Origin of the sequence: Collinsella sp. BA40, from assembly GCF_008014645.1 — a bacterium.
Lineage (GTDB): Bacteria > Actinomycetota > Coriobacteriia > Coriobacteriales > Coriobacteriaceae > Collinsella.
Window position 1 is genome coordinate 1 of record NZ_VOWY01000006.1, and the last position, 25,972, is coordinate 25,972.

The 25,972-nt window shown below is 55.9% G+C and carries 11 protein-coding genes; 4 read left to right on the forward strand and 7 right to left on the reverse strand.

All coding sequences use genetic code 11. From position 1 onward, the window contains the following. Positions 1 to 536: 536 nt before the first annotated feature. Positions 537 to 2,858, forward strand: coding sequence for an S-layer homology domain-containing protein (locus E4J93_RS02255; RefSeq protein WP_187231573.1), 2,322 nt, complete (start codon positions 537 to 539; stop codon positions 2,856 to 2,858). 235 nt (positions 2,859 to 3,093) lie between these two features. Here the strand turns inward: E4J93_RS02255 and E4J93_RS02260 are convergent, their stop codons facing one another. Together E4J93_RS02260 and E4J93_RS02265 are read right to left on the reverse strand one after the other, a co-directional pair. Further along, positions 3,094 to 4,590, reverse strand: coding sequence for an S-layer homology domain-containing protein (locus tag E4J93_RS02260; RefSeq protein WP_222705676.1), 1,497 nt, complete (start codon positions 4,588 to 4,590; stop codon positions 3,094 to 3,096). Between the two features lie 368 nt (positions 4,591 to 4,958). Beyond that, positions 4,959 to 10,748 carry a leucine-rich repeat protein gene (locus E4J93_RS02265; protein ID WP_147587869.1) on the reverse strand — a complete coding sequence of 1,930 codons (5,790 nt, stop codon included), beginning with the start codon at positions 10,746 to 10,748 and terminating at the stop codon, positions 4,959 to 4,961. Between the two features lie 240 nt (positions 10,749 to 10,988). Between E4J93_RS02265 and E4J93_RS02270 the strand changes: the two genes are divergently transcribed. Continuing rightward, positions 10,989 to 12,794, forward strand: coding sequence for an O-antigen ligase (locus tag E4J93_RS02270; RefSeq protein WP_147587870.1), 1,806 nt, complete (start codon positions 10,989 to 10,991; stop codon positions 12,792 to 12,794). 178 nt (positions 12,795 to 12,972) lie between these two features. After that, the gene (locus tag E4J93_RS02275; RefSeq protein WP_147587871.1) at positions 12,973 to 15,315 is read left to right on the forward strand and encodes an S-layer homology domain-containing protein; all 2,343 of its coding nucleotides are present in this window, start codon (positions 12,973 to 12,975) and stop codon (positions 15,313 to 15,315) included. Between the two features lie 334 nt (positions 15,316 to 15,649). Here the strand turns inward: E4J93_RS02275 and E4J93_RS02280 are convergent, their stop codons facing one another. Beyond that, positions 15,650 to 17,251 (reverse strand): S-layer homology domain-containing protein, encoded by a 1,602-nt coding sequence (locus E4J93_RS02280; RefSeq protein ID WP_187231574.1) that lies wholly within the window; start codon positions 17,249 to 17,251, stop codon positions 15,650 to 15,652. 295 nt (positions 17,252 to 17,546) lie between these two features. After that, positions 17,547 to 19,166: an S-layer homology domain-containing protein gene (locus E4J93_RS02285; protein WP_147587873.1), complete on the reverse strand. Its 1,620-nt coding sequence runs from the start codon at positions 19,164 to 19,166 to the stop codon at positions 17,547 to 17,549. 314 nt (positions 19,167 to 19,480) lie between these two features. Here E4J93_RS02285 and E4J93_RS02290 point away from each other — a divergent pair, with 314 nt between their 5' ends. Further along, positions 19,481 to 22,087 carry an S-layer homology domain-containing protein gene (locus tag E4J93_RS02290; protein WP_147587874.1) on the forward strand — a complete coding sequence of 869 codons (2,607 nt, stop codon included), beginning with the start codon at positions 19,481 to 19,483 and terminating at the stop codon, positions 22,085 to 22,087. 193 nt (positions 22,088 to 22,280) lie between these two features. Here E4J93_RS02290 and E4J93_RS02295 read toward each other — a convergent pair whose 3' ends face one another. From E4J93_RS02295 to E4J93_RS02305, 3 genes are read right to left on the reverse strand one after another with little or no spacing between them, the layout of a single operon-like run. After that, positions 22,281 to 23,318: a glycosyltransferase gene (locus E4J93_RS02295; protein WP_147587875.1), complete on the reverse strand. Its 1,038-nt coding sequence runs from the start codon at positions 23,316 to 23,318 to the stop codon at positions 22,281 to 22,283. Positions 23,319 to 23,342: 24 nt separating this feature from the next. Beyond that, the gene (locus tag E4J93_RS02300; protein ID WP_147587876.1) at positions 23,343 to 24,422 is read right to left on the reverse strand and encodes a glycosyltransferase; all 1,080 of its coding nucleotides are present in this window, start codon (positions 24,420 to 24,422) and stop codon (positions 23,343 to 23,345) included. A 41-nt stretch (positions 24,423 to 24,463) separates the two neighbouring features. Continuing rightward, a complete protein-coding gene (locus E4J93_RS02305; RefSeq protein ID WP_187231575.1) occupies positions 24,464 to 25,876 on the reverse strand; it encodes a polysaccharide pyruvyl transferase family protein in 1,413 nt (470 codons plus the stop codon). Between the last annotated feature and the right edge of the window lie 96 nt (positions 25,877 to 25,972).

A 25,972-nucleotide genomic window follows, 5' to 3' on the forward strand; every position in this document is an offset into this window, starting at 1 on the left:
GCCCAATCGTAATGCCTTGAAGGTGAAAGAGCCGCCCTTACGGACGGCTCAAACTGTAATGGGTACAGTGACTGCAAACCGGCACGTGAAAACCATTGGGGCATGTACGGACCCATCTGCGCTGCATGGACGAGAAGGGGCTGGTGGGCGAAGCGAAGTAGCTGGTAAGGCTCATTCAAGCCAATCCATGACCCATACAGCCCGATTCGACTTCACAGGTTTCCAGGCAAGTGAACAACCAGCTATGCAGCGTCCCCGGTCGCGAGCGATCATGCCAAGCGGCCGGGGGCGCCTGGCACATTACGCGTTCGAACCGCTCCCCGACCCATCTCGGACGCCAAAGGGCGGCGGCGTACTATTGATGGTAAACCTCTTAAGCCAGAAAGCGCGGAAGGAGACCGATACGCATGAACGCACAGAGACGACAATCCGAGCAGGGGCGGCGACCCGGACGGGCATGGAAGGCGGCGCAACAACACGCGCCACGGCACCAGAAGCCGGACCGCTATGGGCGTGAATCGGTACGCGGACCGCTCATGAGCATCCTGCTGGGCGCGATGGCCCTCATTGTGCTGTGCTTACCACCGCTCGCGGCCCAGGCGGGCTCCTGGGGAGGGACTGTCCTTTCCAAAGGACTCGTCTACGACGACGTGTACGGCGTAGTGGGCGGCAACGCCATCATGACGAAGAAGGTCGATGAGCAGGCCGGTCTCGACGTCATGCAGATGGACCTGGTAGGCTCCGACGGCACCGTAAAGTTCAGCACCGGATTCATCTTCAACGATGACCCATATCCGCAGATGCTACCGCATGAATCATACGCGTATCGACCAGCGAGCGGATGGGGCGGCAGGGGCCCTGGCTCGTCGTACGCGTTCAGGTCCGGTGACGGGAGCATCGTCGTCCAGAGCAACGAGGACGATAGCTATAGTTATGTGACCCCGGCGGGAGAGACATTCGTCTCCGGAGCTGACGGCATTGCAACAGCCCCTGGCATCAGCCAAGCGATCGAGGCGCGGTTGAACGACGGCGCACTCGACCTCAAGCTGTGGGACACAGCATCGGGACGGCTTCTGGACCAGCAAAGAATGGGTGACGCCATCCGCAGCATCAGCTTTTTCAACGGCTTCGACCCGCAATACGATGGCGACTGGAGCGTGTCTTGGTATGCCCAGACGTCTGACGATGAGCGCGCGCGGCACAGCATCGAGATTATCGACAACAAGATGCATATCGATTACAGCGATCCGGATTCAAGACCTCCCCTGCCGCCCTACGATCCAGATAACGTGCACACGAGCAACGGCTACACCATCAAGCTCACGGAGGCGCGAGACCTCTCGTTCACCCTGCCCGATGGCACGTCCTTCATCATTCGCGGCCCGTTCCTGAATACAAGCTGTAGCTCCGACGGCATTATTACGACTTCAAAAGACAACGGCGGCGCATACGAAACGCACTTCTACACAATCGATGGCGCGGAGCTCTTTGCAGGCAGGGGCTTTAGCCGCATCGTACGTATCGAAAACGGCACCGAGTACCTTTGCAGTCGCAGCGTCGATGGCTGGCCTACTTACGAGATATGCCGCCCGGATGAAAGCGCGGGAACGCCATTGCATACGGCGGAACACGGCACCTGCGAGGTCGTGGGATCCTACATCACGGAAGTCATTGGGAACTACACAGGGGAACGGCGCCTCACGCGCATTTTCGACCGCACGGGATCCGTGCGGCTGGCATTCGATCCTAGCGAGCAGTGCTTGTATTTCTGGAAGGTGTACTACAACGAGGAAGACTACCCCGCCCCCTCGCCGGAAATTTATCGTGTGCAAGAGCAACATGGTAAGAACGCCTATTACGATAAGGACCTGAATCTCATAACCGAGTTCGATGGGGACCTCGGCGTCGCCCAGGAAATCGATGGCGAGATGCTCGCCCATCTCCTTCCCAATACGGCGTCCCCCTACGGCAACAGGCCGCTCCCCCTCTTCGACAAGAACATCCAGCCCGCGCTCCTGAACGGCATGCAGCGCGTACGGGCGGCCGGTGCCGCAGGGCGCGGGGAGCTCAATTACGTCACCGATGGCAAGGGGCGCTACGGTGCTTTGGACGATCGGGGACGCGAGATGATTCCGATTGCATTCGAGAACATCTGCGACCTGGGCGAAAACCTGGACGACTCCACCATCCTGGTGAAGCGCGACGGCAAATGGTACTTCATGGACGTGACGGGGCGGGAGCCGCAGCCCCAGGCGCCCGCCTTCAGCGACGTGGTCGCCGGCGAGACGCCACATGCCGAGCACATCGCCTGGCTCGCGGCGAGCGGCGTGTCGAAGGGCTGGGGCAACGGCGACGGCACCTACTCCTTCCGCCCCTATGCCGAGGTCGCCCGCTGCGACATGGCGGCGTTCCTCTACCGCATGGCGGGAGAGCCCGCCTTCGAGCCCACGGCGGAGCAGTGCGCCGCGTTTCGCGACGTGGACGAGGGGACGCCGCACGCCCGCGAGGTCTGGTGGCTCGCTGCGCAGGGCATCTCGGCCGGATGGGACGAGGCGGACGGCACCAGGACCTTCCGCCCCTACGACACGGTGAAGCGCTGCGACATGGCCGCGTTCCTCGACCGGCTCTCCGCCGCGACCAGGGCGGCGGCCCCCTCGGCGGGCAGCCCGTTCGCGGACGTCGGGAGCTCGACGCCGCACCGCGCCTCCATCCTCTGGCTCGCCTCCAACGAGATCTCCAAGGGCTGGACCGAGCCGGACGGCACGATGACCTTCCGCCCCTACGACACGGTGAAGCGCGCCGACATGGCCGCGTTCCTCCACCGCATGGACGAGAAGGGGCTGGTGGGCGAAGCCTAGCCCACGCGAGCACCGACGAGCAGGCCCGTCTACAGCAATGCGCCCGTCACGGATGAGTTCCATGGCGGGCGCCACGTCAATCAAGGCAGCATGAGGTAGTTCAATCCAGCAATAGCTGCGATACACTCCGCTACACAAAAGGTGCCCGTCGGCTACAACCGACGGGCACCTTTACGTTAAAGAGCCTGTGATCACGTGAAACTCAGCGCCACAAACTCAATCGGAACCGGCGCGGCTACTCCGCGGGCAGCAGGCCGTAGTCGGACATGCGATGCAGGAAAGCCGACATGTCGCAGCGAACGACGATGTTGTACGGACGGAACGTCTTGGATCCATCGGACTCATTCCAGCCCGTGGAAATGCCAGAGGAGGCGAGCCAGAAGATCTCGTTCGCATGCGGGGTGCTGGCGTTCACGTCGCGGAACGCCGCGCGCTCGGAAGCATTGGGCTCGAACGCAGGCGAACCAGCAAGGCGATACAGGAACGCGGCCATGTCGCAACGCGTCACCTCAGCATAAGGACGGAACTCGTACACGCCGTTGCCCATGTTCCAACCAGCGCTGATGCCAGTGGAAGCAAGCCACCAGATCTCCTTGGCGTGCGGGGTGCTGGAATCGACATCGCGGAACTTCGCGCGCTCGGCTGCGGAAGGCGTGTACTCGGGCGAGCCAACGAGGCGATACAGGAAGGCCGCCATGTCGGCGCGAGCGACGTTGGCGAAGGGGCGGAACGTATAGCCGTTGGGCTCACGCCAACCCTTGGAAATGCCAGCGTTAGCAAGCCAGTTGATATGCTCGAGGTGCGGGGTGTTGGCGGTCACATCCATGAAGATGCTCGGAGTAACCTCGTAGCCGACAATATAAGGAGATCCAGCCACGCGAGGCAGATCGCTCACAACTACGATGTAGTAGGTGCCAGCAGGAAGCACACCGGTCTCGAAGAAGGTGGCCGTTGTTTCATCCAACGAACCGCCATAATACGGCGTCTGACCAACCAGGGCATTCTCGTTTGGATCGAGACCAAAGTGCAGAATGTCGCCCCGCACGTTCTCGAGTGCATACATGATGCCAGGCAGGCCAGCAAGCATCACGCGAACGGAGCCCGGCTTGGAAAGCGTGAACTTGTAGTAATCAAGATCGGCGATTTCCTGCGTAGTCCCACTCAAGGCAGCGTTATATAGGAAGCCCAGGGCGCCATTATGGGCAGCAAGGGGCGTGGCGTCCTCTATGCTGCCGTTATCCTCGTACTCGTACGCGTACTGATCGGCATATTTATCCATGCCGGGCACGGTCTCGTATACAAAGCCCAGGCTACCGGAATAATCAGTACTGATAAGCGCAGTTACCGTATAGGTACCAGCGGGAAGCGCGACGGGGAACGCTTCCATATCGAGGCCGTACTTAGCAAGACCAATAATACAGCCCTGATCATGCTCGTTCTGGATCATAAATGAAGCCGAGCTGCGATACGACGTTGTACGAGCCGCAAATCGAACAACCGTCGATCGGCGGATCGTAAACGTAAAATCGGTAAAGAGCGTATTGCGGTCTACGCTCACCCACTTCGTGACACCATCCTGAACGGGATAGCTGCCGCCCAAACGAGCATCGTTCTTAGAAAGCATCTTAGGCGCCGATACCGCCTCCGTATCAGCGATGTCGGCGTAAGAGTCCTTGAGTTGGTCAAGGGCCTTGGCCTCAACCTGCTCAGCTGGCTCCCATTGGTCAGACACGACCTCCTCGAGCCCCTCCAGTTCATGCGAGAGCCGCGCCATCGAGATTTACAGCCAAGCTCTCAACGGCATGCGCTGTCGTAGGCGCAACCAGGCAAGCGCATGCTAACGCAAGCACTCCTACATGGCCAAGCGCGCGACTAACAGGTTTTAGCATTTTGCTCCTTCCCCTAAATGAACAGAACCAACCACAATGGTCATTTTTACTATATCGCCACGCAACAGCGGTTTGTTGCGCAACAATTAGGAGCAGAATCAGTAAGCGGCAAGTCACCTATGAACCTAAATAAGAGGGCTCGTCGAATCGATATTCGACGAGCCCTAATAGAGTTCACTCGGAAAGAAGTAAACCACCTGCAGCTATATCGCTACCCCTTATTCACCAGGCCGTTTTGCTCCATGCGGTGCAGGAAGGCGGCCATGTCGCAACGCGCGACCTCCAGGTAAGGTCGGAACGTCTTGGTGCCGTTCGGCTCGTCCCAGCCTTTGGATACGCCGGAGGACGCCAGCCACAGGATGGCGCGACGGTGCGGCGTGGAGGCGCTCACATCTGCAAAGCCGGGAACCGAAGATTCGTCGAATGCAGGCTCGCCGGCGAGGCGGTAGAGGAACGCGGCCATGTCGGCGCGCACGACGTTGGCATACGGACGGAAACTGAAGGTGCCGTTGCCGTTGTTCCAGCCCTTGGAGATGCCGGTGGATGCTAGCCACAGGATGGCGCGACGGTGCGGCGTCCAGGCATCGACATCGGTGAACTGAGGCGCCGAAGACTCGTCAAACGCGGGCTCGCCCGCGAGACGGTACAGGAAGGCGGCCATGTCGGCGCGGGCTACGATCGCATAGGGACGGAAACTGAAAGTACCGTTGCCGTTGTCCCAGCCCTTAGAGATTCCCTTACGAGCGAGCCATTGGATATGCTCGTTGTGCGGGGTCGAAGAGTACACATCGTTGAATACGTTCGGATACTCATATGAAACCGAAATCGATCCGAAGTTTCCGGAGTGCGAGGTGAAGTAAGAAACCTCGAGATAATAGTCTCCGGCCTCAAGATTAACCGTCTTGTCATCCCATACGAGCTCGTCGTCACGATATTGCCAATTGGCAATTTTCTGACCATCGTTGCCCCTGCAAGACATAAGCGATATCGAAATGCTCTGATGGGTGCAGTTGGGGAAGAAATCCAAGCTGAAATTCAACTTAACAGGGCCAGACTCCTCGACCGTGAATTTGAATGCATGGAACCACCAGTCCTTGAACTGCGTCTCCGTGGAAAACTTACCGTACTCAAGCACTGTAGTTTCATTCGAGCTGATGTAGCCATCCTCAACCAAGTTGCCATCAGCACCAAGCGTAAACCACGTTACATTCTTTCCGAAGCTGAATTTGTCAGTCGTATCCCAGCTTGGATCACCAGGCCGATGGGTGGCGATGGCCTCGGAATCGTTGAACGCCGAACTGAATGACGGCAGGGCGCCCTTGAAATCAAAACGCTTCACGGGGAACGAAAGCGCCCGTTGCCCGATCGAAGCAACATTTTCAGGAATCACAACGTTATCAACAGCGGCGCAACCGTAGAAAGCATATTCTCCGATCTCAATTAGACCGGCAGGCAGTATGGAGGGGGCAAATTGCTCGCAATCTCTAAATGCCCCATCACCAATCGAGGTCAGACTATCAGGGAGACTAATACTCGTCAGAATGGAACAATCCTCAAATGCCTCCGAGCCTATAGAGGTCAAGCCACTGGGCAAGTCGAAGCTCGCTAGTTTTGAGCAGCCCCTACAAAAGCGGGATGGTATGGACGTTATACCCTGTGGAACGGCAATACGCTCGATGACATCGTTGTACGCAAACATACCGTCGGGGAGAACGCGCACCGAATTAGCAAAGGTGAATGACTTGAGATTGTTATACGAATAATCGGAAAAAGAAACGTCACCAAATCCTGTGATGCCCTCACGAACAACCACCGATGTTGCCAGGCTCCCATCCTCGGTAAAGATGTCCTCAGAGACCTCCCCGGCGCCACAGATCTCCAACATGCCGTCTTCGTTTTGGACCCAGAAGGCACTCTCGCCACAAATTCCAATGTCGCGCATCGTTGCCCAATTTATATCAAACATACTAGGAATCCAGGGTTTGTACTGCTTCCAAGAAGCGTCCCCGGGAGTGCGCAGAATTACGCTGTGATGGTTAATATCGAAGCCGTCCATAGCATCGTTATGGAATCGGTCGCGGGACCACGAGCCCTTGAACATCAATATCTGGCTGTTATGCAAGCCCCTAAATGCATCGCTGCAGATATATTCAACTTTTTCACCAACAATTATTCCACGGATAGTTTCACCGTACTTCCTCACCCACGGACCCTCGTAGGAGCCCCGGAAGTCCATCTTACCCGCACCATCAATGATCAGCAGGCCCGAGTCGTACACCTCCCACGTTACGCCTGTGCCGCACGAACCCTGATCAACAAGGCTGCCGTAGTTTTCAGGACGATCGGCTAAGCTGATTGAGAACGACAGATCCAAATGGCCAACGTAATTACCCATTCCGGTAACCCGAGCACGGCCCGTTCCAGGGCGATCGTTATTAAGATATTCAACAGAATAGTCTTGTCCTAAGACCAACTTGATACCGTTAAACGATAAGCTGACACTGGGGCACAGAGGTAAACCGTCATATTCCTGACGCGGAATATCGTCAGCTACGACACCCTCCCCAAGGTCAAGTGGCTTAATGGAAAACGGAATACGAAGCGAACCAGTATAATTACCCCTACCGGTAACAATGGCGACAGCAGCTCCAGCATTAGCATTGGAGTCATACTCTACGATATAGTCAACATCTTTAACCAAAGAGATGCCGTTGTAGGACAAATCAGGTGTAGGCGTAATAGGACGCCCATTAAATATCTGTCCTGGAATCTCAGTGAAGCTAACACCCGCTAGCGTCCGCGGTGAAATTGCATAACTGATTTGCACATCCTCAGCCGACCCGTTTATCCAACGAGTGTGCTCAGGATCCGCAAGATGGATACAAACGCTATACGAACCCGCATTGATACCGCCTGAATTTGAAACAACTACATAATCATCAGAAGACGGTACCGATGCAACCTGGTGCTTGCCGCTATACACCAAGGGATCTATAGCAGGAAGTTCGATATACCTAGGATCAACAAACACCTCTATAGCTACGTCAGTTAAGGAATTATAGTTGTTCACGTCGGCTGGAGTGTAGTCCGCCAGAAAAGAATTCCAACCTAAATCGGAAGGTCTTGCCGACTGGTTCTGCCAGCTCCAACCATCGGGGAGTTCAATATCTCCCAGAGACTCACCATAAGTTAAATGCAAGTCTTTAGGCACCGCGCACTCGGGATCAGCTTTCAATATCTCAAATTCATATTCCAAGGAACCGGCATAGGAACCTATTCCCTCAATACGAATTAAACCAATACCAGCATTTATATTGTTCTTATAGATCACTCGATAGTCTACTTCAGGCGTCAAATTGGAAGAAACCGAAGGACGGTGCTCGGCCCCGTTATATACAACATCCCTCACGTCGACCTTAAACATATCAACAGAAATAGATTTGTTAACAGTGACGGTAACCGCAATGTCTTTAACAACCTCATAATTCAGAGAGTCATCTGGAGTAAACGAAACCATATACTCATGCACGCCCAGTGTGTTCAAGAGAGCATCGTCTTGCCACGCAAAACCATGAGGAAGACGTATATCACTTAGCAGCTGACCGTACGCGGCGACAAAACCATCAGGAGCAACGAAAGAAGGAACCGCTTTCTGAATTGTAAACGGGAATTTCAGCGATCCATCATATATACCGCAGCCATCAATTTTGATCCAAGCCTGTCCAGCATTGATATTATCGATATAAGACACTTCATAATCTTGATCTAGCATCAGCGAGGAAGTAACACGGGGTTCGATAGGCTTTCCCGTATACGTATATTCATTTACCTCCATTCTGAACATACCCTCATCCAGAGACTTCGTAACTTTCACAAGAACGGGAATGTCATTGACAACCATGTAGTTGTCCGTATCTTCAGGAGTAAAGCTCACAAGGAACCTCTGCCGCCCGGGCTCACCGACCTGGGTGGAATTTGGATCGTCTTGCCATGCAAATCCTGACGGCAGGCAAACCGCCGACAGCAGCTGCCCATACGTCGCCCTTAGCTCACTAGGAACTGAATATGATGGAGTAGCTTTAAGAATCTTGAAATTGAAGTCCAGGGAACCGCGATACGCTCCACATCCCTCTATATGAATTGAACCTTGACCAGCGTCTATGTTATTTCCATATTTCACGATGTAGTCATCGTTTTCGCGCAAGCTAGATAAAACCTTCGGGTAGTGAGGCCTCGCGTTATATACGACATCCGTCAAATCAATATCGAACATCTCTGCAGCAAGATCACCCGAAACGTGAATAACAATAGGAATGTCATACACGACATTATAAATATCGGTATTTTCAGGTATGAAATAAGCCAAATGAGTATGATCTCCAGGCCCCCCGACGGTGACCTGCTCCGATTGCTCCTGCCAGCCAAACCCGTTCGGAAGCACGATCTCTGAAAGCCGTTGGCCAGCATTGGCTACAAGATTGTCGGGAATATCGTAATTTGGATCAATTTTAAGAATATCAAACGAATAAGATGCATGACAGCCCAAATATTGGCCAATGCCATATATCTCAACGACACCAACGCCAGGATTTATGTTGTTCAAATACCTCACGCGATAATCCTCTTCAACCTTTAGGGAAGAGGAAATAGGAACCGTCAAGGGCTTTCCAGTGTAGTCCTGAGGAGTCAAATCAACCATAATTAAAGAATTCTGAAATGCCCTTTCAGCATAATAGTCAGCAGCGACAAAGCTCGGAATATTATCCGAATCATACGTTGTCAGAGTAATGTAATCAAACCAATTGCCCGTCGCTCCATAATAAGAAGGAAGCTTGTCGGGCCTCGGAAGAGAAAAAGAGCAGTTATATGAAGGATTGAACGTTAAGTTATTGCCGGTTTTTACATGTCGAAGATTGAGCACCCCATCAAAGAGATTATTGGCAGAACGAACATTCCTTGTATCGAAACCACTCAAGTCTAAGGACTCCAGGAGCGAGCAACCTGCAAACATGCCCGAGATATCGGTAGCCCTAGGGGTAACGAACGACGACAAATCAGCAATTCTTAAACTGCTGCATTGGGAAAACATCCCAGAAAAATCCTCGCCAGATACGGTATTCATATCAAGTGAAAGGGCGCCAAGGCTTGTGCACCCCCTAAACATATCAGCAAAGCTCCGCACCGAAGATGTATCCCCAAGGTACAGATTCACAGATTCCAAAGAGCTGCAATCAGCGAACATGCTATCAAGCGTTGTAGCAGAATTTATCGAAACAGGCCACACATCAAAACTAGTCAAACTACTACAGCCCTTGAATACATAACTCATGTTTTCAACAAGTGAAGTATCAAGTTGGCCAAAATTAATTGATACAAGGCTCTTGCAGTTCTCAAATAATCCCATTGCATACCTGAGCGAAGGCGTGTTCGCCATGGAGAATTCAACGTATTCAAGAGATTCGCAGCCTCTGAACATGCCCATAATCGTCTGCACGTTACCCATATAAACACTGTAGAGGCTCATTCTTAGTAAGCTCTTGCAACCGCTGAACATGGAGCCCATATTAACCACAGACCGCGTGTTAAGTTGGTCAATTGACAACTCGCTCAAAGAGTCGCAGCCTGAAAACATCGATTGCATATCAGTTACATTCGCAGTGTCGAGCCCCCGGAGATCCACGTTAACGAGATTGGAGCAATCCCTAAACATCCCCTTTGCAGTAGCGACGGCTACGCTTCCCTCAAAGCCGACCTCTCTAATAAGGGAACGGTAGCCATCCCATGGATAGCTACCGTCATGGTTTTCCAAACGGCCTTCCTGCGCACCGCCAGCAGGACGAACATTTAAGCACCCGTCTGAGATAGACCATTCAATTGAATCAACAGCTCCGGAGAGTTCGGGGGCTACCGCATAACCTGACAATGGGAACCCCAGTGCTGAGGCAAATATCACAACCCAAACAACAGCTAATAATCGAATTCTCGTGTTCAGCGCTTCCATTTACACCCCTCCATAAGAACAGAACCGCAAAATCTCATGGGATCATTAAGACCAACGCTAACACTGGTCTATCAACTATTGTTGTGCAACATGATTGCTATCGACAAACGGCAAACAAATCTGTATGTGTCAATGGAAGCCCCCGTATTTCGTCAGGTAATACTTTAATAGCAGCCCCTTTAGCTTTAACACAGTTTCAGCCTTATCAGATATCCTGTATCCAAAGAAAGGGGATGGCAAATGGCATACAGTTTCGGCGCGCGCAACGCTACCGTTTCGACCTCAACGCCAGTAGTAATAATTGCAGCACTTATCGCATTTCAAGGTGGATATTATCCAGCGTTGTGCGCTCTGGCGGTAATCGCTTTTTCGCTACTCGCTCTGGCGCGCGCTGTCGTGCGGCGCGGGAAATGGAAGGCGTTCGCCACAACAGGCGCGGGAGCATCTCGAAACGAGAAAAGCGGCTGCACCCCGCCTCTCCTCGCCATATCGGCGGCAATTGCCATCTGCATGCTCGCGTGGTGCGCGGCACGGCCGCTCCTCGACGGGATCGCGAGCTACGAAACACTTGCGGCTATGGCGCGACCAGCCCTCGCCATAGCCACGGCAACGTACTGGCTGCAGCTCTCACAAGCCGAGAAGCGCTCCGCCATCCAGTTGATCGCGTACGAGAGCGTGCTCTTCTCGGTCGTCGCGCTTCTCATGTTCGCCCGCGTGCTCCCCTATCCTGGCGCCGTCGTAGACGGACGCCTGCAGTTCACATTCCAGTACGCCAACACCGCGGGCGCCTACTTCGCCGTCATGAGCTGCCTCGTATGGTCACAGGCTCGCACCCGTGCAGCAAAGGCGCTCGTCACGGCCCCGATCATCTGCACCGCTCTGACGCAATCGATGGGAACGTTCACCGTCATCGCAATCGTTGGGTGCGCATGGGTGCTCAAAAACCTCAAGCTGACTCGACTGAAGCGGGACAACGCCACGCAAACGAAAGCGTCGACTAGCAAGATCGCCATCGCGGTCCTCGGTATCGGTGCACTGGCCGTGTTCGCCATCTGCATCGGCGCCCCCGATCGCCTCGATTCGGCATTGCAAACGGGTATGGAACGGCTCATACAAACCATAGATGGAACGCGCGCTCTCGCCTCTGCGCCGCATATCGGCATCGGACCACAGCAATGGCGCGTCGTGCACCCCCGGGTGCAATCGGCGCAGTACACCGCGAACGTGATCCACAACAGCTACCTGGGGTTCACCCTGTCCTATGGGCTGATCGGCACCACGCTGGCCGTGCTCTGCATGGTGACGCTATGGAAAGGCACGCTAAAGGCAACAGAAGACCGAATACCGGGCACGCACGCTGCCGCAACGCTGCTACTTCTCCATGCGCTCGTCGACTTCGACCTAGCGTTCGGATCGATCATCATGCTGCTCGTGCTCGCCCTACTCTCCAATAGAGAGCTCGCCTCGACCGCGTGTACGGCCAGCTCCACCCCCGATCAGCGCGCTCGGGCAAGATTCCTCTTACCCGCCGCCCTTGTCATCATCCTCCTCGCTTGCGGCGCAAGCGCGCTCACGTTCGACGTTCGCGAAAACCAGATTCTTACCGATATTCAAGCCTTGGGTCCTCATGCCGCTTCGCAGCAGATTGCCAAAGATCCGCTCGCCTGTCGTGACCAGACCGTGCGCACGCGCCTCTACCAATGCTGCACCAGACAAGACGAATGCGAAGCCGTTCTCAAGCTGCAGAGAAGAGACCCCATCACCGTTACGACGCCGGGCATGACGGCGCTTGCCCGCTGCCTCTACACCGCAGACCGCCCCGAAGAAGCGGAACTCGTGCTTCTGCGTGCACTTCAAGATCAGCCATACAACGTAGCAGCCTACACCCAAGCCGCAGATTTATTCGCACGCTACGATGTAAGCGAGCAAACAGAGCAGCGCTACGAAACGCTGCGCACGCGCAGCCTGGATTACCTTGCGGCATGGCCCGCCAACTTGCTGAACAATCAGCAAGAACCCCCGCGGATCGAGGCGCAGCAACCCTAAGGCACCCGTTTCCAGCCCGACAACCGACCCGAAACGCAATCCCATCTCGCCATCAGGATACCGATGCGCATGATCGCATACCAACTACCAGCATCGACGCGCATGTGTCCGTGCAAACCGTTACGATATATGCAGCTAGCTAGGTCCCCGCGCTAGGGGTTCGAGGAAGGAGCAGATAGTGCAAAAGAACATCAAGGCAGTCCTCGCCGCAACCGTAGCGGCACTCTGCCTGTGCGCGCTGCCGTTTGCCGCACAAGCAGGCTCGTGGGGAGGCACCGTCCTGTCAAAGGGCCTCGTCTACGATGACGTCTACGGCGTGGTAAACGGCAATGCGCAAATGGCAAAAACCGTACGCAAATCCGGCGAAACCACCGTCTACGAGCTCGATCTCGTTGCCTCCGACGGAACCGTCCTCTTTAAAACGGGCTACCAAACCGATCAATACGGAGACGTAACGGCAAGCAAGGATTTCCGCTACAAGCCGTTCGAGCCGCTAAGCGACGGCCGTGCATCGATTAGCGGAGAATTCGCCCGTTCCCACGGTGGCATACGCGCGATCGATACGACCAACGACAAGGTCGTTGTGGTGAACGCTCAAGGACGTCTCGTGCTAACCGACTGCGATGGAGCGGCAATCCTCTACAGTGACAAGCTCGCCATCGGCGCATGGGTCCGCCAGAACGGTATCGAATTGAAGCTCGTCGACCTCGATTCGGGAGAAACGCTCCACACCCTTCAGGGCTTCCAAGGGGCCACGGTGGTTGAAGGCGTCTACAACTCGGATGATGGAAAACAGATCGACATCTATACGAACCTCAACAAGCACACCTACGTCACGGTTTCCAACAACCGCATGGAGCTTCATACCGAAGACTATCCCGGCATCGATTTTGATAACGAACTCGTGTATAAAGACCAGTTCTACACGGTGCGGCTACAACGGAACGGAAACCAAATCGCCAAGGTCATGATCACGCAGCCCGACGGTAGCGAGAAGGTGATCAGCGGTCCGTTCCGTTCCGTCTATGTGCAGACCAACGACGGCGAACTCCCGCTTTTGTGGGCGGAGGAAGGCGCGTTGACATACCGCTACTTCACGCTCGATGGCACGGAGCTGTTTTCCGGCAAGGGCTACGCTAGCGTGACCAGACTCGCCCACAGCGACGCATCGCTATGCTGGACCGACGACCACGGTACATACTCCTATTATGTTGATCGACCTAACGGACAGGCAAAGCTACTCGAAACCGTCCAGAGTAACAACATCACCTATTCCGCACTCAACCAGTTCATCATTAAAAAGACCGACGTCTCCATTGGCGATTACTCCCTTGCGATGGTAACCGCCATCTTGGACTCTTCCGGACGTACGCTTCAGACGTTTGATCCAAACGAGCACTGGCTCATCGAATCAACGAAGACATGGACCGATCAGGGTCCCGCATACTTGCTTGAGAATGCAGAGCTCCGACTCTTCCAATTCCCAGGTTTACACCTATTCAATGGTCCAAGTCGCTATCTCGACTCAAAACTCAACGTCATCAAGGAGCTTGACGGCCGCCTGGACCTCGACTCGCCCTATCTCATCAAGGGCAACCTCGCATTCCCGCTTCTAACCAACGAGCACAGCACGAAGCACCATCTCCCTAAGAAGCTCTACAGTGCGAACCTCGATCTCATGCAGACGGGCAAATACAACTATGTTGTTGCCGGCAACACCATATTCAACGGACAGCTCACCTATGTTGGAGATGGCGAGGGCCACTACGGCGCCATCAACACAAAGACGCAGGAACTGGCCATGCCTGCGATCTTCGACAGCATCTACGATATGGGAACGCTGGATTCCAAAGATATGCTCCTCGTCCACAAAGACGGAATGTGGTATTTCATGGATACGTCGGGCAAAGCACCCGAGAAGCCTTCTCCTGAAACACCTTCATTCAACGATGTAGACGCATCCACCCCGCACAAGGACCACATCGCATGGCTCGCCGCCGAGGGAATCTCGAAGGGTTGGGATAACGAGGACGGCACCCACAGCTTCCGGCCGTACGACACGGTGAAGCGCTGCGACATGGCGGCCTTCCTCTACCGCTTGGCGGGCGAGCCGGAATTCGACGAGAACGCCGCCCCGCGCTTCTCCGATGTCAACCAGAACACGCCGCATCGACGCGCCATCCTCTGGCTGGCATATAAGGGCATTTCAAAGGGTTGGGACAACCATGACGGAACGTACAGCTTCCGGCCGTTCGAGATCGTGAAGCGCTGCGACATGGCCGCGTTCCTCTATCGCTTGGCTGGCAACCCCACGATCGACGAGGGTGCGATTGCCTCCTTTGCCGATGTTGTCGCCGATACACCGCACCGCGAAGCCATCCTATGGCTTGCAGCCTCAGGAGTCTCGAAGGGCTGGGAGGAAAAAGACGGCACCAAGACGTTCCGCCCCTACCTTGACGTATCCCGCTGCGATATGGCGGCCTTCCTGCACCGCATGGATGAGAACGGATTGGTGAAGTAATCCGAACCGTCCCGCACGGCACCGATCGTTGAACAAGGCCGCATGCATTCAGGTGCACATAGATTCAGGTGCACATAGCCGAATGCTCCAACGAAGCGAGGCCTCTCCTCTCATCACGAAGAGGGGCCTCGCCTAGCATTTTTATAGAGAGCCAGCGACGGATCTGAGACCTGTCAAACCACGCTCAACCATATATTGGTGCCCGTTTATCACAAGGAAGACGGGACATGGTTCGATGCGCCGGCTTCCCATATAACACACAATTCCCTACCATATCCAGCCCACAAGCCCGAATAAAAGCATAAAGCGGCAGAGAATGTATACTACACGCTAGCTATTCAGAAGGTAGCAAGCCGATATTTGACATACGGTGCAGAAATGCAGCCATATCGGCACGAGCAACCGTCCAATACGGACGGAAGGTATGAGACCCGTCACCTTCGGTCCAACCTTTCGAAATTCCAGCAGAGGCAAGCCAATAGACTTCATTGGCATGCGACGTTTCATTATTCACATCCCGAAACGCCTTTAACTCGGACTCAGACGGCTTATATTCTGGGGAACCAGCCAAACGGTAAAGGAAGGCAGCCATATCCGCGCGCGCGACGCTCGCATAAGGACGGAATTCTTGCCTATCACCCATATCCCAACCTGTTGTGATTCCTGTCGAGGCAAGCCACCAAATCTCCTTTGCATGCGGAGTATTGTCATCCACATCCACAAAACGAGCCTTCTCTTCAGCTGAAGGGACATACATCGGGGATCCAACCAAGCGGTAAAGGAAGGCAGCCATATCGGCTCGAGCAACATCGCTGATCGGTCGGAATGAATAACCGTTCCACTCGCGCCAACCCTTAGATATCCCGGTATTCGTTAACCACATAATGTCATCTTTATGAGGCGTGTTATTTTGAACATCCATATATTGAGTATCACGGAGCTCATATTCAGCCATATACAATGATTTGACATTTGACGGCTGATCGTTCCACACCTTGATGAAATATTTCCCGGCCTTCAACAGCCCGCAATCAAAGAAGCCTGACGGCGTATCCCCTTGTCCGTATGGAACGGTGGCCTGGAGCAGATTTTCATCTGAATTCAGGTTGTATCGCAATGTGTTGCCAGAAGCATCCACCAACGCCACATGTACCCCTGGCTTTGCAGCATACTTTATCCTTGTATAAGCATCCTCAGCGAGTTCAAATGAAAAGAAGTCCGTATCAACGTGTGCATGCGAGGTATATGCAGCCCCAAGGTCGTACATAAATCCCAAGCACGATGACCGCCCATACAGCGCATTCGCATGAGCCGTAACATTATTATTCTCGTACTCATACACATGAGTACGAGAATAGGCATCCATTCCTGGTACGGTGATATATCCGATATTCATCAAACCGGGATTAGACAGATGGAAATAGAGCTTTAACGTGTAATTACCTGCAGGAACCGATACGGGGTATGAGCGCAAATGAGTTGCTGACCACACGGTACCGAGAAATTGATCGACGCCCTTAAAATTCTCGATATACACATCAACGGAACCACCGGGCGCCGAGAGGGCAACGTCAAACTGGGCTACCGTGGAACTAGAAATAGATACCGTGAATGGCACATATCCAAGGTCGGTCGAGACCTTATAGCGTTTTGTAACCCCGTTCTTCAATGGGATTCCGAAAGCCCTACCAGAACGTTCAGACTCCTGCTGACCTTCCAGGTTTTCCTCAGTGAGGATTGAATCATCAAACTGATCAACGCTGCCATCATATTCCACGGCCGGTGAGAAATCATTCAAAATCATTTCCGCATTACGACAGCCGGACTCAAAACTCTGAGAATTCACATCCATAGCAATTGACGTCGAAGGAATCCAGGGGCTTATCAACAAAGCCCCAGCCATTCCAGATAGCAAAATACGTTTCGATATGGCCATCTTCTTTCCAACTCCATTCCGGTAACACCGCATCATTACTGACGACGGATTGGATAATGCCATCTCTAGCCTAAAAGCAATTCAGATAGATTTGTTGCGCAACAAACCAATTAAAATGGAATGCAGCGCAAATAGCTGATCGCATATAGCGTCGCCGTCATCAACTCAGAACTGTCAAAGTTTGAAATACAGCGGCATAGCAAAAGGGCCAGGGCAACTCGCGCCCTGGCCCTCAATCGCAATCCAGCCGTTAGCCATCAGCGTCATTCAGTACAGAACGACGACCCCAAGCGCGCTACGCAGGCAGCTCGGACACGCGCTTCAGGAACGCGGCCATGTCGCAGCGCTTCACAATGGCATACGGAGCGAAGGTGCCGTCCGGGAAGCCCGTCGAGACGCCGCAGTGCGCGAGCCACAGGATGTCATCGCGATGAGGCGTCGTAGCAGCAACGTCGGGGAACGCGGCGTAATCGCCGGCGCTCGGCGTCCAGGAAAGCGCGCTCTCGATACCCGCCACCTTACCGAATCGACGCAGGAACGCAGCCATGTCGCAGCGGGTCACGCTCGCGAACGGACGAAACGTCGCGTCGTCGAAACCGGTGGAGATACCCGCATGCGCAAGCCACAGGATGTCCTGGGCATGCGGCGTATCCTGATGCACGTCCGAGAACCTATTCCAATCGGCCTGGGAAGGCTGCCAGCTATCGGCTCCTTCCACGCCGGAGGCGATAGCAAAACGGCGCAGGAACGCGGCCATGTCGGCACGCGCAACATCAACATAGGGCTTGAACGACCCGTCGGCGTAACCGGCCGTCACGCCCAGGGAGGACATGAATAGCACGGCATCACGATGAGGCGTGTTCGCGTCGACATCGATGAATGCGCCCTCACGCGTGACGATCACGGGAACATCCTTGTTCAGACGCGAGGAAGACGGAAACTCGGCATGCAGCGTGGTCCTACCCGGAGCGACGCCGATGCAGCACCGGCTCCCTATGTGCTCGCCGACGCCGGCGATGCGCTCGTCATCCGTCCTCCACGAGAACATCTCGTTGCCATAGGTTGCGGAACCGTTGATCCGCCTGTTTCCAACCACGCCGTTAAACGCAAAGGTCACCGTAGGCAAAACGCGCAGCGCACCGACGCCCGGCGTGAGCGCCGAGGCGCTCGTGTAGCTCGCCGTAATGATTGAGTCTGGCAGGGGTACGGCGAACGAGGCCGCGCCGTCATAGAGCGAGGCGGTCGTGTTGCTCGACCCGCCAGCACCGAGGCACTGGACCCAGTAGACGCCATCGGGTCCCCTAAAGCATGCGATGCCCACCTTGGTAAAGCCCGTATGAGTCATGTTGGCGTAGTGACCCGGCGAGTTATACCACATGTTATAAGCGTTATCCGCGTTGCCGAACGAAGCCATGGCGATGTTCTCGCCATACATACTGAGCCCGCTAGGGAACGCGGTGAAGCACGAGCTTCCATCGGGTCGATCGTGGCTGAACATGATGAAGGTCTCCGCAGCACGCTGCATGGCTGACTGCTCAAGTTCGTAATCCCATTGAAGCGCGGGCACGCCCAGGCGAGCGCGCTCATTGTTCACCATCGCGAGCATCCTGTGCGCTTCGGACTGCCACACCGCGCCATCCATGGAGGCGTAGAACGTACCGCCCGCACGCGTCGCATGCAGCGGCATTGCCGCAGATTCGCCCGAGGCCGCAGGATTCCCGATAGCCTCCGTCACATCCGCGCTGCCCACCGCCAATGAACCCGAGATACCCTCGATACCCGGAATCTCATCGACACCGGCTCCCATGAGCGGAGCTTCCGCCCAGGCAGACGCCGTGGGAGCAAAGAATGCAAGCGCGCAGGCTGCAGCTGCACATGCCTGCCGAATGCGAACGACACCCGTTCCATATCCCATAGAATTCTCCTTACAGACGCATTGACGCAAGTCGCTGCGATTATCGCATCGCAGGCCATGCGCACAGTCGTGCAATCCGCAAAACCACCAGTATGGACGGCGAACAACATCGCATGCATCTCGCGCGATGCACCCGCTCGGCAACGCTGCCTCTTCACCATCAATCTATTTAGCCCTAGTAGCCTATTCCACAATCGACTCGATAGGAATAGTCTACTTCTAAGGCAGTATTAGCCCCCTAGACCCGGGCCGAGCAACTGCCGAAAACGGATACGTGCGGCAGGCGCCGCACGGACAGGAAGGAGAACGACACGATGGCGAAATCGAAGCGGAGGCTACAAGCCATATTGGGCATGGCCTCCATGTTCCTGCTGGTGCTCTCATGCGCCACGCCGGCTCTGGCCGCATCGTTTACCGATGTACGCGCCGACACGCCGCATGCGGAGCACATCACCTGGCTTGCGGACGAGGGCATCTCCAAAGGCTGGCCCAATGGCGACGGCACCAGCAGCTTCCATCCATTCGAAACGGTCAAGCGCTGCGATATGGCAGCGTTCCTCTACCGTCTGACTGGAGAGCCGCAATTCAACGAAGACGATGCTCCCGCTTTCTCGGACGTCGATGCTTCCACGCCGCATCGCCGTGCCATCCTATGGCTCGCCCATCAGGGCATCTCCAGCGGTTGGGACAATCACGATGGAACGTTCAGCTTCCGCCCGTACGAAATCGTGAAGCGCTGCGACATGGCGGCGTTCCTCTACCGCCTTGCCGGAGAGCCGCAGGTAAACGAGAATGAAGCGAACGGGTTCGCGGACGTTGATTCGGCCACGCCGCACAAGCGCGCCATCCTATGGCTTGCAGATGCCAAAATCTCAACGGGCTGGAACGAGAAAGATGGAACTAAGACCTTCCGCCCCTACCTCGACATCGTCCGTTGCGATATGGCGGCGTTTCTCCATCGCTTGGATACCTACCTCGATTCCCAGCAACCCCCTGCGGAAAAGCCCTACGAGCTTGGGACGTATAACGGATTCTCCTATGTGAACATCAAGGATGGCAGCGGGTTCAACGATTACGACCAAGTTGTTGAAGTCCCCGGAAAGGACTATACGACAACGATCTTTTACCGCGGTGAGGGCATCTATCTCTACGACTACGAGGGCTCTGCCACCACGCTGAAGCTGCCCGCCACCATAAAGGGCACGCCCGTTATCTCGGCTGAGTTCCAAAAGCCTTTCGTAGCGCCCGAGCAGGCGCCCAACCTGCAAGGTATCGATGCCACGGCCGCCCGCAACCTGGTGTTCCTGCAGGCCGATATGGACAGGCTCACGTCCATCGCGGCGCACGGGTTGCCCGAGCTGCGCGGCCTGCATAGCACATCGCAAGCGCTTGTCAGCCTCACCTGCCACGACAACCCGAGCCTCACGACGCTCTATGTGAAGGACACCCAGCTGGCGTCCATCGATTTGAGCAACCTGCCGATGCTGGTATTCCTCACGATCAGCTACAACCAGCTTGCATCGCTCGACATCAGCGACTCCCCCATGCTAAGCGAGCTCGAATGCGAGATGAACAACATCCAGGACCTAGCGCCCCTCAAGCAGTGGCTGGAGCACCCCGGTCGCACAGGCACGCTCGAACCGCAGCGCCAGACAGCAGCCAAGCCCGTCCCCGGCACCTGGAATGATTGCACGTACCTCTACGTGAGCGAGGCATGCGGCTATAAGAAGTACGACGTCATCACGACAACCGAAAGCGGCGCCCCCATCCAGTACTACGGCCCGGGCGCCTACATCACGTCCATTCCGCAAAACGCCAAGTCCCTTACGCTGCCCCGCACCATCGACAACCACCCGCTGGTATACGCGCACATCGCCTGCGGCTATCAGAAAACCGAACTCGCAAGCATCAATGTGGATGCGGCGAGCGAGCTGCGCGTACTCACGGTTTCGAATTCCAATCTTTCCGGGCTCACCATCGCTCCCGACACGCTTACCAAGCTCGAACAGCTCACGGTGAGCAACTGCAATCTTACGCAGCTCGACCTCCAGGGATGCCGCAACCTGAACGTGCTGAGTATCTATGACACCAAGCTCTCCAGCATCGACCTGCGTCACGTTTCCAAGCTGCATAACCTCCTCGTGAGCAACAACATGCTCACGCAGCTTGACATCAGTCCCTGCCCCGACCTCTTCCAGATGGACTGCTCGCGCAATCTGATTGCAGACACCAGCGCCCTCGAAGGATGGCTGAAGCAACCGGGCCATACGGGCAGCGTGCTGCCGCAGAAGGACCCCAGCTCCCCCACGAAGCATACGAAAGACGGCTTCACCTATATCAAGGTGAACCAGAACACAACGCTCACCTGGGGCGATGTCGTTGGCCAGGATGCCGAGGGGAACGATATCACGTTCCGCGGCTCGGGCATCTACATCGTAAACACGAGCAAGTCGGGCGCGGCCACACTCCCCGCCTCGATCGACGGGCTACCGGTGGTCCTTGTTACCATCCCGAAGGCTGCCACAGGCATCACCTCTATAGATGCGCGCGGCTGCAAAGACCTTACGGACATCACCGTATTTGCACCCAATCTCACCGCGCTCAACTTCTCCGGCGTAAGCAGCCTGCTCAACCTGCACGTCGCCAACACCAAGCTGCAGTCGCTCGACTGTTCCGGCTGCACCTCGCTCTTTAGCTGCTATGCGGGCTTTAACAAGCTGCACAGCATCAACCTGAGCGGCTGCACCAAGCTGGACAACCTCTTCCTGCAATCAAACGAGCTCACATCGTTCGACGTAAGCCCCTTCACGAGCCTGACGATGCTCTATATCCAAGACAATCGAATTGCCGATACAAGCGCCCTCGAAGCTTGGCTGGCGCAACCCGGTCACAGCGGCATGGCAACGCCGCAGCGAGTCTAATCGGCCCCGTACATGACGGCGCCCCACATCCGATGATGCATCGACCGCGGGGCGCCTGATGGCAACGCCGCGCGGTTATTACGTCGCCTCGCACAAGAAAAGCGCTCCCACATCCCAGATGGTTCCGGATGCGGGAGCGCTTGCATGCAGCAGCTTGTAGCAACTCAAAGGTACATGAATGCCGCTTTTGAGCCTACCTGCGAATCTTATGCCAGATGCGACGCAGGAAGAAGTAGAGGCGATCGTACAGACGCGAGAAGAACGTCGAGCTCGAGATATGCTCGTAGAATGCGTAGTCATCCGAGTCGAAGAAGTACTCAGCATCATGGCGCGTGATATCGAACAAATCGAACACGCGGGTGCGCAGGTCGTCGGCAAAGGTCTGGCGACCCTGCTCGTCAAGCACCGTGTACTTCCAGTGGCACATGTGGAGGGCATAGTTCACGAAGTTGCGCTCGCACGCACCCCACAAGCCGTGCTCCTTAAGGCCATCGCGGAAAGCCTCGAGCGCATCGAGCATATAGCGGTAGTCGTCGTTGGTGCCATCGCTAAGGCTACCCTCGCGGGCGCGGCGGTAATAGTACAGCGTTTCATCTAGATAGTACAGGCGCGGCGCCGCCGTAAGGGCGATGTACGTGAAGGGCATATCCTCGTGCGCACCCACCTTGGGGAACTTGAGGTTGATATCCTTTAGGCAGGAGGTACGATACAGCTTGTTGACCGTAAAGCCCACCACGCGCTTGTAAAAGTTATCGATATCGGTAGTTCCAAACACCGTGCGCGCGGGGACGAACTCCTTGAAGACGGCGTTGGTGGGAGCCGTCTCCCCCGTCTTGTCGTCGAAGTTGTCCATATCGAAGATCACAGCATCGGTATCATGCTCGAGCGCGACCGCGACGAGCTGTTCGAGCGCCGTGGGCACCACGTAGTCATCGGAATCGACGAAGCACAGGTAATCGCCGGTCGCGCGGTCGATACCAACGTTACGCGTAGAAGCTGCCCCGGAATTAACCTTATCGATCACCACGAGGCGCGGGTCGTCTTGCGCGCGCTGCTGCAGAATAGCAAGGCTGCCATCCTTGGATCCGTCGTTCACGCAGATGATCTGCAGATTGCGATACGTCTGGTTCTGCAGGGAATCGAGAAGCGTGGGCAGGTAGCGCTCGGAGTTATACACCGGCACCACGATGGAAACGAGCGGCTGGGAAGCGTTGGGGCTATCTACATTCATACATACGGCTTTCGTCAAACGATATTACAGAGCGTGCTTGATGAACGAAGCGTACATGCGAAGACGCGAGATGAGACCGTTCGCACAGCACGTGCGACGATGCTCCTTGAAATCCTGGGGAGGATACTGCACCGTAAGGGCGCGGTTGCTAAACGCCGCGGGATTCTCGATAAGCTCGTTGAGCTCGAGCCACTCGACGTCCTGGAAGGCGGATTGCTTGAGGTTGCCAGCGGCCTTGGCCTCGGCAAACTCGCGCGACATGCGCTCCATGAACTCGGGCTTGAGGGAATCATCCAGACGGTTGTAGTTCCACACGTACGTCTCGTACTTCTTGGAAGGAATAACGTAGCGGAACGCTTCAGCGCGCTGCGGATTGCGGGCCAGATGCTCCTCGAAGGAGTCGTACTCGTCGCACACGCAGAACATCTTGGCGCCGGACTTCACCGAGGAGCCAGCGTTATCCACGCGATAGTTGAGGAACGCCTTGCGCGTGATAACCATGCGCTGAGCAGACGTAAGGACCTTCAAGGCGAAGCCGGTATCCTGGAAGGAGGCACCCGGGGTCTCGAGGAACTCGATGCCGTTGTTCTTGAGGAACGAGGCTTTGTAAATGGCCGTCCAGATGGCCGGGCTGCCGCGCAGGATATCGGGGTGGTTTACGGTGTCGAACGCCGAATCGTACGGCGCATCGCAGAGATTGAGGACGTCGACCAGATCGAACTTGGTGCCGTTCTCAGACATATTCCAGTAATTGGAGCGCACGACGTCGGCATCGTTTTGAACGGCAAGGTTGTACAGGGTCTCGAACATCTCGGGACGCGCGCAGTCATCGGACTCGACGATGCCGATGTACTCGCCCCGGGCATGGGAGAAGCCGAGGTTCATGGTGTGGCCGTAGCCGCGGTTCTCCTTGGTAAGCACCTTGACGCGATCGTCCTTGGCGGCATACTCCTGCGCGATCTCGAGCGAGTTATCGGTCGAACCGTCGTTCACCACGATGATCTCGATATCCTTGAGCGTCTGGGCGCAAATGGAATCGAGACAGGCGGGAAGGAAGGCGGCGACGTTGTAAACGGGCACGACAACAGAAACTTTGGGTGACATAACGGCCAATCTCCTGAACTACACAACGGGTACCAGTATAACTAAGCGCGCGGCTCTACAATCGAACTGCAAATACGCTCCAGGAAATCGAAGCTCTCCTGGAACAGCCCCGCGGGCACGAGGGGGATGGCGGGCTCGGACAGCATCTCGCCGAAGCGGGCATCGAAGGACCCGTCGTCTAAGCACGTGCTGGCCATGAGCAGATTGTTCGACATGCCGAATACCTCGGCGATACGACGCATCTTGTTTCGGTAATGCGGATGGTCGTCAACGCACATGAACAGCGTGGGAATGCCGGCTGCTGCGGACACGAGGCACGCGTGGTAGCGATACGCCACCACCACATCGCAATCGAGAAAAGCGAGCTCGCGCAAATCGTCGGTATACGGAGCGACCTCGACGCGATCGGCCACACCGAGCTCCTCAACCAGCTGGCCCAGAAGCGTGGTGTCGAACTTCCAGAAGTTGTAGAACGGAATGAGCCTGATACGGCAGGCATCTCCGAAGCGTTCACGCATCCGATCGAGGATGCGCGGAAGGGCCAGACGGTTGTGCGCGTTGGTGACGTCGCCCGTCATAAAGACGATGCCCACGGTGAAGGGAGCATCATCATCGCGCGGCGAGCGCGAGCCGACGGCGCGGTTGCCGAAAACGATGTCCTCGCACAGCTCGACATGGGACACGTCGACGCCGGCACGGCGCAGCGTTTCAAGGGAGTAGCCGTCGCGAAGCGATACGTGCGAGCACCGCGAAACAACACCGCCCAGACGACGCGAGAACTCCGTGTTGGGCTCGAGAGACTCGTTCGCCGAAAGGCCGACGGCGTAGACGTCCTTGTCGCGCTTGAGCATCTCCTCGCTCAGCCAGATAAACAGGTTTCCCGTGTTGATGTTCTTGGGATCGTGGTTGAACTGGCGCTCATCGATGATGGCGCCGCCGCCCCATACGAGAACATCGAAGTACTCGGCCAGCTGGCGGAGCTCCCAGATGGAACGCGGATAGTGTATCTGGTCGGCGCACGCGGGCAGGAGGCTGAAATCGTAGTCGGGATCGTCCCACAGCAGCACGGACACGCGGACGCCGCGGCCCTCGAGATGCTGCAGCATGGTGCGCATCATGAGCTCGTCGCCGCAGTTGCTCGCACCATACCAGCCGGCAAGAAGGATGCGGCGGCCGGTGTACTCGCGGTTGAGTCCAAGATATTCCAGGTTGCAATAACTGGGTTTGTCGCGCGCCGCCTCGAAGGCCGAAAGGCGGTCGCCCATCTCGCGCAACGACCCGTAAACGGGGTCGAACAAGGGGCGCAGCGCATCGATCTTTTGCAGGGATTCCTCGTGCAGCCCGCGCGCCTCGTCGCGCACCTCGGCGATCTGCCCGACGACCTCGGAGACGCGCTGCTCGAAATACCGGTTGCTGGCGGGCAGCACCGAGCGAACATCCGACTTGACACTCATATATAAGTACCCCGCATTCACGAAGAGGACGTACGGAACGGCTGGAGAGACGAAAGCGAACCGCTTTCGCATCGCGCAGATTCTATGACTCAGAAA

Bases quoted from the DNA above. Each gene is read 5' to 3' on its own strand.
- E4J93_RS02290 (WP_147587874.1), top strand. From the start codon at position 19,481: ATGGCGAAATCGAAGCGGAGGCTACAAGCCATATTGGGCATGGCCTCC.
- E4J93_RS02285 (WP_147587873.1), bottom strand. From the start codon at position 19,166: ATGGGATATGGAACGGGTGTCGTTCGCATTCGGCAGGCATGTGCAGCT.
- E4J93_RS02300 (WP_147587876.1), bottom strand. From the start codon at position 24,422: ATGTCACCCAAAGTTTCTGTTGTCGTGCCCGTTTACAACGTCGCCGCC.
- E4J93_RS02280 (WP_187231574.1), bottom strand. From the start codon at position 17,251: ATGGCCATATCGAAACGTATTTTGCTATCTGGAATGGCTGGGGCTTTG.
- E4J93_RS02265 (WP_147587869.1), bottom strand. From the start codon at position 10,748: ATGGAAGCGCTGAACACGAGAATTCGATTATTAGCTGTTGTTTGGGTT.
- E4J93_RS02305 (WP_187231575.1), bottom strand. From the start codon at position 25,876: ATGAGTGTCAAGTCGGATGTTCGCTCGGTGCTGCCCGCCAGCAACCGG.
- E4J93_RS02270 (WP_147587870.1), top strand. From the start codon at position 10,989: ATGGCATACAGTTTCGGCGCGCGCAACGCTACCGTTTCGACCTCAACG.
- E4J93_RS02295 (WP_147587875.1), bottom strand. From the start codon at position 23,318: ATGAATGTAGATAGCCCCAACGCTTCCCAGCCGCTCGTTTCCATCGTG.
- E4J93_RS02255 (WP_187231573.1), top strand. From the start codon at position 537: ATGAGCATCCTGCTGGGCGCGATGGCCCTCATTGTGCTGTGCTTACCA.